This window comes from Nesterenkonia sp. E16_10 (genome assembly GCF_017347085.1).
Lineage (GTDB): Bacteria > Actinomycetota > Actinomycetes > Actinomycetales > Micrococcaceae > Nesterenkonia.
Genome location: NZ_JADPSA010000016.1, coordinates 182,570 through 196,171, shown reverse-complemented (window position 1 = coordinate 196,171; position 13,602 = coordinate 182,570). Strand labels below are relative to the sequence as shown.

The window sequence follows — 13,602 nt, the reverse complement described above, 5'->3', positions numbered from 1 at the left end:
CTCAGCCGTTCTCCAGGATCTCGAGGGCCTGGGCCAGGTCCGCGGGGTAGTCGGTGCGGTAGCTCACCCAGTCGCCGCTGCCGGGATGGTGGAAGCCCAGCTCCACCGCGTGCAGCCACTGCCGGGTGAGGCCGAGGTCGGCGGCCAGCTGCGGATCGGCTCCATAGGTGAGGTCCCCCGCGCAGGGGTGACCCAGTGCGGAGAAGTGGACTCGGATCTGGTGGGTTCGTCCGGTCTCCAGGGTGACGTCCATCAGGCTGGCCCGGCCATAGGCCTGCTTCAGCCGATAGTGGGTGCGCGAGTCGCGGCCGCCGTCGAGCACCGCGAAGCGCCAGTCGTGTCCGGGGTGCCGGCCGATCGGGGCGTCGATGGTGCCGTCCACCGGATCGGGCAGCCCCTGGATCAGGGCGTGATAGCTCTTATGCGTGGTGCGCTCCCGGAACGCGTCCTTGAGCACCGAATAGGCATTCTCGGTCTTGGCCACCACCATCACTCCGGAGGTGCCCACGTCGAGGCGGTGCACGATCCCGCGGCGCTCCTGTGCCCCGGAGGTGGAGATCTCCACCCCGGCGGCAAGCAGTCCCCCGATCACGGTGGGTCCGGTCCAGCCGGGCGAGGGATGCGCGGCGACGCCCACCGGCTTGTCCACCACGACGATCTCGGTGTCCTGGTGCAGCAGGGTCATGTCTTCCACGGCTTCGATCCTCACCTCAAGGGGGTCCAGCTTCTCGGGCACGACGACGGCGAGCTCGGTCCCGGCGGCAAGCCGGTCTGACTTCTTCACCTTCTGCCCGGCGGAGCGGCCCTGGGTGCGGTCCTGCGCCCAGGTGACCAGCCCCTCCTGGAGCCACTGGACACTCTCCCCTCGGGAGATCTCAAAGAGGGTGGCCAGCACGGCGTCGGCCCGCCCGCCGTCGAGCTCGCTGGGCACCGCGATCTGGTGAGGGGTCATACGTCGGTCTCCGCAGCGTCGGGGGTGGAGGTGGCAGGTCGCTTCGACGCGGGCTTCGCCGTGTCGGGCTTCGCTGTGTCGTGCTCCGCGGCGTCGGGCTTCGCGGTGTCGTGCTCCCGGGTGCCGTCGAGGTTGAGTCCGAAGATCATCATGGTGCAGATGGCGATGATCGAGCACACGATGAAGGAGTCTGCGATGTTGAAGATCGCGAAGTTCGGCACCGCGATGAAGTCCACCACGTGGCCCTGTCCGAAGCTGTTGAAGCCCTCCTCGGTCAGCGACGGGGCACGGAAGATCCGGTCGGTGAGGTTCCCTGCGACACCGCCGGCGAGGCCGCCCAGGCCCAGGGTCCAGAGCCAGGAGCCCCCGAGGTCGCGGCTCTTGAACGCCACATAGCCGAGCACCCCGATCATGATCAGGGTGAAGACCCAGGTGTAGTCGGTGCCCATCGAGAACGCGGCCCCGGGGTTCAGGTGGTAGCGCCAGTAGAGCACCGGCGGCAGCACCTCGGTCTGCTCCCCCAGGGTCATGGTGGATTCGACCCAGATCTTCGTCAACTGATCAGCGGCCCAGGCGAACACCGCCAGGGCCGCTGCCACGATGAGCGCAGTTCGGCGGGACGGGGTTCGCATGGACCGCTGAGGGTCTGCTGAGAGCTGTTTCGACACCGTTGGATTCTACAGGCCAGGCGTCCTCCCGACGCCTCGGCGTCGGCCAGCGGGATCAGCTGACGGTGGCTTCCTTCTCGATCGAGCCGCGGCTGTTGAGCTCGCCGAGCTGACCTTCGATGTAGTCCCGGAGTCGGGCCCGGTAGTCCCGCTCGAAGCTGGTCAGCTCGCCGACCTTGGACTCCAGGTCCGCCTTCTTGCGCTCCAGAGCGTTCAGCGTGCGGGTGGAGGTCAGCTCCGCCTCTTCGATCGTGTTCTCGGCGCGGGTCTCGGCCTCGGTGACGATCTCGTTGCGGCGACGCTCGGCCTCGGCCAGGAGCTGGGCATGGGTGGCCTCCGCGGTGCTGACCAGCTCGTCGCGGCGGGTCTCGCCCTCCAGGACATAGGCGTCCCGAGTCTGCTCACCCTCGGCGATGTAGGCATCGCGGGTCTGCTCACCCTCGGTGATGTACTCGGTGCGCTTGGCCTCGCCCTCGGCGATGTAGGCCGCGCGGGTCTGCTCACCCTCGGAGACGTACTGGTCATGCAGCTTCTGCGCCATCGCGAGCACACCGGTGGCCGAGGTGGCCTGGTCGCTTGCGGCCGCGCCTTCGGCGGCGGGACGCTCCTGCGCGGGACGGGTGCCCAGCGCAAATTCGGGATGGGCGGTGGCCGAGGCATCGGAGCCGAGCTCGTGATCCTCGGAGGTCGACTCCAGCGAGCCGGCCATCGTCGAGGTGGTCCCGGCGTAGCCGGAGAGACCCGCGTCCTTGAGCTCATCGGGCTCCAGGTTCGCCGGGTTCTCCTCGATCTGCTCCTCAAGGGCCGCGATCTTGGCGGTGAGGTCCTGGTTCTCCTGAGCCAGGCGCCGCCATTCGACGACCACCTCGTCAAGGAAGTCATCGACCTCGTCCTTGTCGTAACCGGGACGGAACTTGGTCTCGGGGAATTCCTTGTTCAGGAGGTCATCGGGGGTCAGGGCCATGCGGTGTCACCTCATCGAGTGGCTGGGAAAGCTGAGAAGCTGGTCTTCGGATCAACGTCCAGGATACCCGTGGCGATTCGGTGCCCTCGACGTCAACCTTCAAGTGCGGGTTTCACGCAGCCCCAGGGCGGCCGACGGTCCCGGCGCGGCGCGGTGCCGGTGCCCTCAAGCGCCGTGGGTCAGGCGCCGTGGGTCAGGCGAATCCGCGCAGGACCATCTTGGCGATCACCACGACCAGGAACACCAGCAGGAAGCCCATGTCCAGGGATACGCCGCCCAGGTTCAGCGGCGGGACCTTGCGCTGGATCCACCGGATCGGCGGGTCGGTGATGGTGTAGACCCCGACGGCGATCATCAGCGGCAGGCCCTTGGGACGCCAGCTTCGGGCGTACTGCTGGGTGAGGTCGAAGACGATGCGGACCACCAGCGCGAACTGGTAGATGGTCAGCAGCAGGTACAGGGGTGCGGTTAAGAGGTCCACAGCTGCAAAGCGTACTTGGTTCAGCTCTGGTTGAAGAACTGGGCCGAGGACGGGGTCTCCGCCGCGGCGCGCTCTTCAGCCAGCACCTCGATGTTCTTCGGGGTCAACAGGAAGACCTTGTTGGTGACCCGCTCGATGGAGCCGCCCATGCCGAAGACCAGCCCGGCGGAGAAGTCCACCAGTCGCTTGGCCTCAGCCTCGCCCATGTCGGTGACGTTCATGATCACCGGGATGTTGTCTCGGAAGGACTCGCCGATGACCTTCGCGTCGTTGTAGGAGCGCGGGTGCACGGTGGTGATTTTTCGCATCGGTGAACTTTCATCCCGGGATGAGGGAGCTCGCTTGATCGGGGTGACCGGAGCACGATAGTCCGGGGCCACTGCCAAGTTGGAGCTGTTGTACTGGCCTGTGTGTGAGGGGTCCTCGGCGTGATCGATCCCGAGGGAGACGACCTCGCTACTGCGAGCGGAGGAGGTGGCGCTGGTCGGCGCCGGAGTCTCGCGGATCGAACCGGTCGTCGAGGAGCTGCGGCTCACCGAGCTGGGCTCGGAGACTGAGCCCTGGGTGTTGCGGGTCGTGGAGGAGGGCTCCTTGGAGAAGCTGTCCTCGCTGTAGTCGTCTCCGTCGGCGAGGCCGAGGTAGATCATGGTCTTCTTGAAGGCACCGGCCATGAGGGTTCTCCTGGGGAAGTTTGAATTGTCACTGCGCGGTCTCGAGACTATCGCTGAAGCGGACGCTCACCCAGGACATCTCGACCGACTCGCAGGTGTGTCGCACCGTGGGCCACGGCTTCCTCCAGGTCACCGCTCATTCCGGCGGAGATCATCCGGGCCTCGGGGTGGGCCAGACGCAGCTGCGCGGAGAGTTCCGCAAGTCGGCGGAAGGCCGGGGCGGGGTCCTGATGAAGCGGGGCCACCGCCATGAGACCGCCGAGCTGAAGCCCGGGGGCCTCGGCGATGCGCTCCGCCAGCTCGGGGATCTGCGCGGGGTCGGCCCCTCCCCTGCCGTCGGTGGGCACCGGGTCACGCAGATCCACCTGGATGAGACAGGTCAGCGGCAGCCCGTCCCGCGCCGGCGCGGCCTTGACCAGCGCCTTGAGCAGGGAGGCCCGGTCCACGGAGTGCAGATGATCGGCATAGTCGATGACAGAGCGGGCCTTATTGGACTGCAGCTGGCCGATGAAGTGCCAGTGCAACCCGTCCTGGGCAGGGGCCGAACCGCGGCCTGTGGCCGCGACAGAGTCCCCCGCAGCAGAGTCAACGGCAGTGGATGCGCCGGCGTCTCCGAGAAGCAGCTGCGCGACCTCCGCAGCCTTGGCGGCGGCCTCCTGGTCCCGGTTCTCCCCCACGTCGCGCACGCCGAGCCGATACAGCCGGAGCACGTCGGCGGCAGGAAAGAACTTGGTGACCACGATCAGCTCCGGCCGGTCCTGGCGCCCGACCGCGGCCATGGCCCGGTCGATCCGGGCGTGGACCGCGTCGAGGTTCGCGGCGAGCTCCTGGCTGCGCGCGTCCCGGGCGGCAGGCCCTGGGCTCCCGGACTCGGGGCTCGAAGACTCGGGGCTCGAAGGCTCGGGGCCAGCGGGCCCGGGGCCGGCTGGTTCTGGACTGGTCTGCACAGGGACAGCCTATCGAGCCGCAGGCTCGGTCGGGAGCGCCGCTGCGGAGGCGGTCTGCGGCCTCCAGATCACCCCGGCGAAGCGTCCGCGATCGGGGTCGCGGCGGTGGGAGAACAGCGAGTCGTCCTCGATGGTGCAGCCGACGAGCTCCTCGACGGTGACGCCACGCTGGGCGAGCACGGCCTGGGCCTCGGCGCGCAGGTTCAGCGCGCTGGTGCCCCAGCTCGTGGTCGAGGCGATGGCGGGCCGGCCCGGCGAGATCTCGGCGACCATCTGGTCCGGAATCTCGTAACACGCCCCGCAGGCGCCGGGACCGATCCAGGCGGTGATCCGTACGGCTCCGCGGTCCTGCATCGCGGCCACCGTGTTCTCCAGAATCCCTGCCAGCAGCCCTGGGCGCCCGGCGTGGGCGGCCGCGGTCACCGGGACCCGATGCTGAGGGTCCTCGGCGGCGCGCTGCCCGTAGAAGAGCACCGGCAGGCAGTCGGCGACCATGATGGTCAGCGGCACCGACCCATCGGCGCAGACCCAGGCGTCCCCGGTGGGCACCGCGCTCGGGTCGAGTTCGGTCTGCCCGGCGGGCTGCTCAAGGGCGGAACTCGCGGCGTCGAGCACCTCGGCCGAGTGGACCTGGTTCAGGAAGCGCAGGGATCCCTTCGGCACGCCCATGGCGGCCTCGAGCCTTCGACGATCCTGGGGCACCTGGGACTGGGGGCCCGCGTGGACCGCCAGATTTCCGGCCTCCACGGAGGTGAAGCCCAGCTCCACGGAGTCCCCGGCCCGGCCCCGCCACCAGAACGGTGACGGGGATCCGGCCGTGCCGGCCCCCATGCTGGTGGGGGCCGGGATCACTTCAGGAAGTCAGGCACATCGAGGTCGTCGTTGCGGCCTCCGGTGTAGTCCGACTCGACGATGTCCGGGATGTCCTGCTGCTCGTCGTTCTCGTGACGACGCCGCGACTGCTCGAACCGCTGCTGCGGGGCCGTGTCCTGGGACCCGGCGTTGCGTGCCGCGCCTGCGCCCATCGGAATCGTGCCGGGCACGGTCCCTGGCACAGGAGGAGCGGTGCGTGCGGCCGGTGATGCGGAGCCGACGCTGCGTGCCGGCGCCTGGTTCTGCAGCGGCTGCGCGGGCCGGGAGGTGGCGTCGACCTGGTCGAAGCCGGCGGCGATCACGGTGACCCGTGCCTCATCACCGAGGGCGTCGTCGATGACGGCGCCGAAGATGATGTTGGCCTCCGGGTGGGCGACCTCCTGGACCAGGCGAGCGGCCTCGTTGATCTCGAAGAGTCCGAGATCCGAGCCGCCCTGGATGGAGAGCAGCACGCCGTGGGCGCCGTCGATGGAGGCTTCCAGCAGCGGCGAGGCGATGGCCAGCTCGGCGGCCTTGACCGCCCGGTCCTCGCCGTTGGCCGAACCGATGCCCATCAGGGCCGAACCGGCACCCTGCATGACGGACTTCACGTCGGCGAAGTCGAGGTTGATCAGGCCCGGTGTGGTGATCAGGTCGGTGATGCCCTGCACGCCGGAGAGCAGCACCTGGTCCGCGGAGCGGAAGGCGTCCAGGACCGAGACGTTCTTGTCCGAGATCGAGAGCAGCCGATCGTTGGGGATCACGATGAGCGTGTCGACCTCGTCGCGGAGCTGTTCGATGCCCTCTTCGGCCGAGCCGGCGCGCCGGCGGCCCTCGAAGGTGAACGGGCGGGTGACCACGCCGATGGTCAGCGCGCCGAGCGACCGGGCGATCCGGGCGACCACGGGGGCGCCACCGGTTCCGGTGCCGCCGCCTTCGCCTGCGGTCACGAACACCATGTCCGCGCCGCGGATGACCTCTTCGATCTCCTCGGAGTGGTCCTCGGCAGCCTGTCGGCCGACCTCGGGGTTCGCACCGGCGCCCAGTCCACGGGTCAGCTCACGGCCGACGTCGAGCTTGACGTCGGCGTCGCTCATCAGCAGCGCCTGTGCGTCGGTGTTGATGGCGATGAATTCCACGCCACGGAGACCGACGTCGATCATGCGGTTGACGGCGTTGACGCCGCCGCCACCGATGCCGACGACCTTGATCACGGCCAGGTAGTTGTTCGGTGATGCCACGTTGTGTGTCCCTTGCTCGTCTCTGGTCTCAAATGCACGGAGACCCCCGTCGCTTCCGAAGCCGCAACGCGACTCCTCACTGTCTTCACCCGTCTCGGGCCACCTGATCGTGCCGATGTCATTCGCGGGTACATCGGTTCGATCATGGGCGGCAGCCCGTGACGTCGCAGCGGCTCTTCAGCGGACGGGAGCCTCCATACCTGAGACATTCTTCTGTTGCCTGCGAACCAACAGCAAGGTTCAAGCTTTACTTGAACCTGAGAGGATCCTCAAGAGGCGTCCCCTATCTGATGTTCTTTTCGGTCATAAGCCTACGCGCCACAGAGGCTCACCGCGTCACCGGCGCGCTCGGAGTCGAGATGTCGAGCACCTCGACGCCGTCGAACTCCTCCGACGGGGAGCCCAGGATCGCCTCCAGGACCGCGGCCTTCTCGTCTCCGCGCTCGTCGTTGCCCCAGACCACGGTGCGCCCGTCCTGCAGCTCGAGCTGCACCGAGTCTCGGGACTCCGCCGTGGCGGAGTCCAGGGACTCACGGGCGCCCTCGGGCAGCTGGCCCAGCACCGAGACGATGGTCTTGAAGACCGATTCATTCTCCAGCGCGGCCTCCGCGGAGATCACCGGAGTGGCGTAGCCCTGCGCATCCTCGCGCTGGTCCTCGTCGAAGGTCCTGATCAGCTCGCCTTCCTGGCTGTAGAAGAGGATCTCCTGCTCCACGTGGACCTCGGCCACCGGGGGATGCTCGATCACCACGATGTCCAGACCCTCGGGCAGCCGGGCGGCGACGATGACCTCATCCACCGCGCGCTCCCCCTCGAGCAGCCCCTCCACGTCGCCCTGGCTGATCTGGGCCAGGGGTGTGCCGTGCAGCGGAGCGAGCAGCTCCTGGGCGCGCTGATCGGTGAGCAGGTCGTTGTCCTGCATCGCGATGGCGCGCACCACCAGCAGCGGGGAGAAATAGAGCGTGGCCACCACGCCGAGCAGCACCGCCAGCGCGATCAGAGCGGTGAGGATCCGACGACGACGGCGGCGTCTGTCCGTGACCGCGGCAGGCTCAGGAAAGTCCAGCAGCGACTCCTGGGCAGACCGGTCGGTCTCCGCCTCCGAGAGCGTGGCGCCGCCTGTTGCACTGTCGCCGGCGCGGTCGCCAGCGCGGTCCCTGGCGCGGCGAGGATGCCGCAGCCTCATCGCCGCGCCGTGAGCGCGTCGAGGATGTCTGCGCCCAGGGCGGTGACGTCACCGGCCCCGAGGGTCATGATCAGGTCCCCGGGGCGGGCGGCCGAGGCCACCTCTGCCACGGCCTCTGCGGCGCCGCGCACCGGGTGTCCCAGCAGGGCGGCGGTGACGCCCTCGATGGGCTCCTCCCGGGCCGGGTAGATCTCCAGGACGGCCACGGTGTCGGCGGCGGTCAGCGCCGTGCCGAAGTCCTCGGCGAAGGCTGCGGTGCGGCTGAACAGATGCGGCTGGAAGATCACGTGGACCTGCCCCTGATCGGCGCTCAGCGAGGCGCGGGCCGCCTGCAGCACCGCCGCGACCTCGGTGGGGTGGTGGGCGTAGTCGTCATAGACGCGCACCCCAGAGACCTCGCCACGCAGCTCGAAGCGGCGGGAGGTGCCCTGGAAGTGCGAGATCGCCTCGACGCTGGTGGCCAGCGAGAGGCCGGCCTGACGGCCCACGGCGATCGCCGCCAGCGCGTTGAGCTGGTTGTGCACCCCGGGCACGGCGAGCCGCAGCTGAGCCTCCTCGACGCCTTCACGCACCGTGCCGCCCTCGCGGGTGACGCTGCTCAGACGCAGGTCCGCGTCCTGCCCGGTGCCGTAGCTGGTGATGCTGACCCCGCGGGAGGCCAGCGGCTCGGCGACCTTCGCCAGCAGCGCACGGGCTCCGGCGTCGTCGGTGCAGATGATCAGCGACCCGCCGTCGGTGATGCGCTCGATGAAGTCCACGAAGACCTGTTCCACCGCCTCGGCGGTGCCGTAGTGGTCCAGATGGTCGGCTTCGACGTTGGTGACCACCCCGACCTCGGGGGCGTAGTTGAGCAGCGAGCCGTCAGACTCATCGGCTTCGGCGATGAACCACTCCCCCGTGCCAGTGGCCGCGTTGACGCCGAGTCCGGCGACGTTGGCGCCCACGGCGAAGGTCGGGGAGAGTCCGGCCTGCTCCAGCAGCACCGTCGCCATGGACGAGGTGGTGGTCTTGCCGTGGGTGCCCGCGACCGCCACCGCCCGGCGGGTGCGCATCAGCGCGGCCAGGCCCTGCGAGCGGTGCAGCACCGGCAGTCCGCGGCGCACGGCTTCGTCGTACTCGGGGTTTCCTTCGGCGGCGATGGAGGAGGCGATCACCGCGGTGATCGGGTGGCCCAGCTGCGCCTCGGCGGCGGCCAGGTTCTGCGCCCGGTAACCCACGTGCACGGCGGCTCCGCCGCGGCGGAACTCCTCGAGCACCGGAAGCTCCTTGGCGTCGGTTCCCGAGATCGGCACCCCGTCGGCGGCCATCAGGCGGGCCACCGCGGAGACGCCGACGCCGGCGAGCCCCAGGAAGTGGACATGCCCGAGCCCGGCGTCGGTGTCCTGCGCTCCGGTGTCCTGCGCGCCGGTGTCCTGCGCGCCGGTGTTCTGCGCGCCGGTGTCAGGCGCCGCGCTGGCATCAGGGGTCCCGGTGGTGGCGTGGTTCATGGCGGGAACCCTCACTTCTCGGTCTCGGAGGTGCTGATCGGATGACCGGCGGCGGCGAGGGTGGCGCGGGCCATCCGGTCGTCGGCGTCGGTGATCCCGCGGGCGGCGGACTGCTGCTCCATGTTGGCCAGCAGCCGCGGGTCCTCGAGCAGCGGCACCATGTTGCGCCGGATCCAGGACCTGTTGAAGTGCTCGTCCTTGACCAGCAGCGCGCCGCCGGCGGCGACCAGCTCCCGGGCGTTGAGCTCCTGCTCGCCGTTGCCCACCGGCAGCGGGACGAAGATGGCGGGCAGTCCCACGGCGGCGATCTCGCTGACCGTGGCCGCGCCGGCGCGGGCGATGATCAGGTCCGCCGCGGCATAGGCGAGCTCCATGCCGTCGAGGTATTCCCGCTGGTGGTAGCCGGGGTGTTCCAGCAGTGCGCCGTGCTCACCGGTGAGCGCCTTGTCCCGGCCGGTCAGGTGCAGCACCTGGGCTCCGGTGCCGAGCAGCTCGGTCAGCGCCGCCTTGATCGAGAGGTTCAGCGAGAGCGCCCCGGAGGACCCGCCGGTGACGACCAGGGTGACCTTCTCCGGGTCCAGGCCCAGGGCTTCGCGGGCCGGTCCTCGCTGTTTCGCGCGGTCGAGCTGGGAGATCTCGCGGGACATCGGCATGCCCACCCATTCGGAGCCCTTCAGCGGGGTGTTCTCGAAGGCGACGCCGGTGAATGCGGCGAATCGGTGGCCCAGTTTGTTCGCCAGGCCCGGCCGCGCGTTGGCCTCATGGATCACCACCGGGATGCCCAGCCGGCGGGCCGCGACGAACACCGGGGTGCACACGTATCCGCCGACGCCCATCACGACGTCGGCCTGCTCGGCGCGCAGGATCCCGGCGGCGTCGCGCACGGCCTGCCCGAACCGGGAGGGAAAGCGCAGCATGTTGCGGGAGGGCCGGCGCGGCATGGGGACCTTCTCGATGGTCTCCAGGCGGTAGCCGGCCTCGGGCACCAGCCGGGTCTCGAGTCCGGCGGCGGTGCCGATCACGGTCTGGCGGACCTCGGGGGCGAGCCGGTCGAGGGCGCGGGCGACGGCCAGCATCGGGCTGACGTGGCCGGCGGTGCCGCCGCCGGCGAGAACAATGGAGAGCTCATTCATGGGTTTTCCTTCGGCCGCCATCAGGCGGATATCGGTGTGCGGTGTGCGGTCGCGGCGGCCTTCGAGGGCGCGGTTCGCCCGCGGCGGGGCGGACCCTGCTGCCGCTGGCGGCGGGCGAAGTTCAGCACCACCCCGACGGCGATCAGGGTCACGGTCATCGCCGAGCCGCCGGAGGAGATGAACGGCAGCGGCACGCCCACCACCGGGAGCACCCCGGTGACCATCCCGATGTTGATGAAGGCCTGGCCGTTGATCCAGGCGACGACCCCGAGGCAGACCAGCCGGGTGAACTGATCCTCGGTGTTGTAGGCCACGCGGAACATGCCCACGGCGAGCACGGCGAAGAGGCCCAGCACCGTGAAGGTGCCCAGCAGCCCCAGCTCCTCACCGATGATGGTGAAGATGAAGTCGTTGTGGACCTCGGGGATGTAGTCCCATTTCTGCCGCGACTGGCCCAGGCCGACGCCCCAGAAGCCGCCCGAGGCCAGGGCGTAATAGCCCTGCTGCATCTGGTGGCAGGGGTCGGTGGGGTGGTCGCAGTTGACCCCGAGCCAGGCCCAGACGCGCATCATGCGGTAGGGGGTCAGGAGCATCAGCAGTGCGACCATCACCGCGGCGAGGCTGGCCGCGATCACGAAGTAGCGCATGGCGACACCGGCGGCGAAGAGCAGCGTGCCGACGATCAGGAGGATGATCAGGCTGGTGCCCAGATCACCGCCGGCCAGCACCAGGACCAGCACGGCGAGCGCGCCGGGGGCCACGAACGGAGTGACCCAGTGCGCGAACTGAGAGAGCAGCGGACCCTTCCTGGCCAGCACGGCCGCGCCCCACATCACCAGTCCCAGCTTGGCGACCTCGGAGGGCTGCCCCTGGACCGGTCCGATCCGGAGCCAGTTCGTGGAGCCGCCGCTGGTGTGGCCCAGCGGGGTGAACGCCACCAGGGCGAGCATGACCATGGAGGCCAGCATCAGGAACCAGCCGATGGCTCGCAGCCAGCTGGTGGGCAGGATCATCATGACGAACATGCCGAGGAGCCCGATGACGGCCCAGGTGGCCTGCCGGGAGACCGTGGTGAAGGCACCCCCGGTGGGGTCCACCGAGGTCGAGGACAGCACGAAGGTCAACCCGATGACGGCGAGGGCGAGAGTGGAGCCGAGCACCAGCCAGAAGGTGGTGTAGGGGTTCCCGATCTCCAGGAAGCTCCAGAAGCGCTGCACCCGGTTCTGCCGGGAGCTGGTCCGCTCCGCCTTCCAGCGACGACCTGCGGCGCCGTCGGAGTCCTCAGCCTCCTGGGCCGGACGCTCCTGGGAGGCACGCTGCGCCGGTCGCGGCTGCGCCGGGGCGGTCGAATCCTCTACGGCACGCAGCTGAGACCTGCGCTGTTCGGGGGAGGCTGGGACTCGAGGTCTCCGCTTGTCCATCAAGTCCTCCTCCTGGTGGGCTCCCCTGCGGGGCCACCTCTATGATCAATCGGTCATCAGCTCGGTGACTGCTTCGATGAATGCTTCCCCGCGGGCTGCGTAGGAGGCGAACTGATCCATCGAGGCGGCGGCGGGAGCCATCAGCACCGTGTGGTGCGGGGCGAGCGCCTTGGCGGCTTCGGCCACGGCGGCCCGCATGGCGCGCGCCCCGTCCTCGTCCGCCAGCGAGGCGTCCACCGCACTGCGGCTCTCATCCTCCCGCAGGCGTCCACCGATCACCGGGACTCCCGGCGCGTGTCGCTCGAGGCTGGACCTCAGCTGGGAGGAGTCTGTGCCGATGAGGATCACCCGGCGCAGCCGGGGCGCCACCTCGGCGATGAGCTCGTCGTAGAGCACCCCCTTGGGCAGTCCCCCGGCGATCCAGATGACGTCGGTGAAGCTGCGCAGCGAGGCCGCCGCGGCATGCGGGTTGGTGGCCTTGGAGTCGTTGATCCAGAGCACGTCATCGGCCTTGGCCACCGGCTGGATCCGGTGGTCCCCGGCCTCATAGCCCTGCACCGCGGCACGGATCGCCTCCGGCGCGGCACCGGCGGCGCGGGCCAGGGCCGCGGCGGCCAGCGCGTTGGCGATCAGGTGCTGCGGGGCGAGCGGCCCGAAGTCCTCGAGCCCTGCGAGCTCCAGCGCCTGGTGCGCCCGGTCCTCGAGGAACGCGCGGTCCACCAGCAGGTCCTCGACCACCCCGAGCATCGAGAGCCCGGGCGACCCGGTGGTGAAGCCAATCGCGCGGCAGCCCTCCTGGACGTCGGCCTCGGCGACCATGTCCTCGGTGATCTGCTGGTCGGCGTTATAGACGCAGGCCAGTTCGGTGTTCTCGTAGATCTTCGCCTTGGCAGCACGGTAGCCCTCGAAGCTGCCGTGCCAGTCCACGTGGTCCTCGGCGATGTTGAGCACTGCCGAAGCCACCGGAGAGAGCAGCTCGGTGTACTCGAGCTGGAAGCTGGAGAGCTCCACGGCCAGCGCGTCATAGCCCTGCGGGTCACGGATCGCGTCGAGCACGGGCACGCCGATGTTGCCGCAGGCGATGGCACGCTGCCCATCGGCGATCAGCATGGACTCCAGCAGGGTCACGGTGGTGGTCTTGCCGTTGGTGCCGGTGACCACGAGCCACTTGGGCTCCCGGGCGCCCGGGCGGGCGCCGAGCCGCCAGGCCAGCTCCACCTCGGAGAGGACCGGGATCCGGGCGGCGCGGGCAGCTCGGATCAGCGCGGAGTCGGGCCGCCACCCCGGAGAGGTGACCAGGATCTCGGGCAGCTCGCCGTCGAGAAGCGGCAGCCCGGAGAGGTGCTCGGGACCCAGCAGGATCTGCTGCACACCGACCAGGCGCAGCGTCTCGGCGTCGCGCTGGGTCTTGGCCGTATCGGTGCCATCGACGACGACGACGCGCGCGCCGAGCTCCGCAAGGGTGTCGGCGGCGGCGAATCCGGAGACGCCCAGCCCGGTGACCAGCGCGCGCAGTCCCTTCCAGGGACCGTCCCAGCCGCGCAGCTCGGGACGGGTCTGCAGCTGCCGAGACATCTGCGGCTGGCCAGCATCCTGGGC

Annotated in this window: 13 protein-coding genes; all 13 read right to left on the bottom strand. The window is 69.7% G+C overall.

The features are described 5' to 3' along the window. Position 1 precedes the first annotated feature (1 nt). The 13 genes from I2487_RS05560 to murD all read right to left on the bottom strand — a co-directional run bounded on the left by I2487_RS05560 (position 2) and on the right by murD (position 13,578). Complete coding sequence (locus I2487_RS05560) at positions 2–952, bottom strand: RluA family pseudouridine synthase (RefSeq protein WP_207170960.1); 951 nt, start codon at positions 950–952, stop codon at positions 2–4. Next, positions 949–1,584 (bottom strand): signal peptidase II, encoded by a 636-nt coding sequence (locus tag I2487_RS05555; protein ID WP_207170985.1) that lies wholly within the window; start codon positions 1,582–1,584, stop codon positions 949–951. The genes I2487_RS05560 and I2487_RS05555 overlap by 4 nt, the downstream gene beginning before the upstream one ends. Before the next feature lie 91 nt (positions 1,585–1,675). Continuing rightward, a complete protein-coding gene (locus I2487_RS05550; protein ID WP_207170959.1) occupies positions 1,676–2,584 on the bottom strand; it encodes a DivIVA domain-containing protein in 909 nt (302 codons plus the stop codon). A gap of 193 nt (positions 2,585–2,777) precedes the next feature. Next, a complete protein-coding gene (locus I2487_RS05545; RefSeq protein ID WP_207170958.1) occupies positions 2,778–3,065 on the bottom strand; it encodes a YggT family protein in 288 nt (95 codons plus the stop codon). Positions 3,066–3,085: 20 nt separating this feature from the next. After that, on the bottom strand, positions 3,086–3,736 hold the full coding sequence (locus I2487_RS05540; RefSeq protein ID WP_207170957.1) for a cell division protein SepF: 651 nt from the start codon (positions 3,734–3,736) through the stop codon (positions 3,086–3,088). Between the two features lie 47 nt (positions 3,737–3,783). Further along, positions 3,784–4,683, bottom strand: coding sequence for an alanine racemase (locus tag I2487_RS05535; RefSeq protein WP_207170956.1), 900 nt, complete (start codon positions 4,681–4,683; stop codon positions 3,784–3,786). Between the two features lie 9 nt (positions 4,684–4,692). Beyond that, positions 4,693–5,535 (bottom strand): purine nucleoside phosphorylase YfiH/LACC1 family protein, encoded by an 843-nt coding sequence (locus I2487_RS05530; RefSeq protein ID WP_345941339.1) that lies wholly within the window; start codon positions 5,533–5,535, stop codon positions 4,693–4,695. Further along, the gene (gene ftsZ, locus I2487_RS05525) at positions 5,532–6,776 is read right to left on the bottom strand and encodes a cell division protein FtsZ (protein ID WP_207170955.1); all 1,245 of its coding nucleotides are present in this window, start codon (positions 6,774–6,776) and stop codon (positions 5,532–5,534) included. The genes I2487_RS05530 and ftsZ overlap by 4 nt, the downstream gene beginning before the upstream one ends. Before the next feature lie 328 nt (positions 6,777–7,104). Then, complete coding sequence (locus I2487_RS05520; RefSeq protein ID WP_207170954.1) at positions 7,105–7,962, bottom strand: cell division protein FtsQ/DivIB; 858 nt, start codon at positions 7,960–7,962, stop codon at positions 7,105–7,107. Next, positions 7,959–9,449 carry a UDP-N-acetylmuramate--L-alanine ligase gene (gene murC / locus I2487_RS05515; RefSeq protein WP_207170953.1) on the bottom strand — a complete coding sequence of 497 codons (1,491 nt, stop codon included), beginning with the start codon at positions 9,447–9,449 and terminating at the stop codon, positions 7,959–7,961. Before murC ends, I2487_RS05520 begins: the two co-directional genes overlap by 4 nt. 11 nt (positions 9,450–9,460) lie before the next feature. Then, complete coding sequence (murG, locus tag I2487_RS05510) at positions 9,461–10,582, bottom strand: undecaprenyldiphospho-muramoylpentapeptide beta-N-acetylglucosaminyltransferase (RefSeq protein WP_207170952.1); 1,122 nt, start codon at positions 10,580–10,582, stop codon at positions 9,461–9,463. 20 nt (positions 10,583–10,602) lie between these two features. Then, positions 10,603–12,003, bottom strand: a complete 1,401-nt coding sequence (ftsW, locus tag I2487_RS05505) for a putative lipid II flippase FtsW (RefSeq protein WP_207170951.1) — start codon at positions 12,001–12,003, stop codon at positions 10,603–10,605. Positions 12,004–12,048: 45 nt separating this feature from the next. Beyond that, on the bottom strand, positions 12,049–13,578 hold the full coding sequence (murD, locus tag I2487_RS05500; protein ID WP_207170983.1) for a UDP-N-acetylmuramoyl-L-alanine--D-glutamate ligase: 1,530 nt from the start codon (positions 13,576–13,578) through the stop codon (positions 12,049–12,051). Positions 13,579–13,602: the final 24 nt, after the last annotated feature.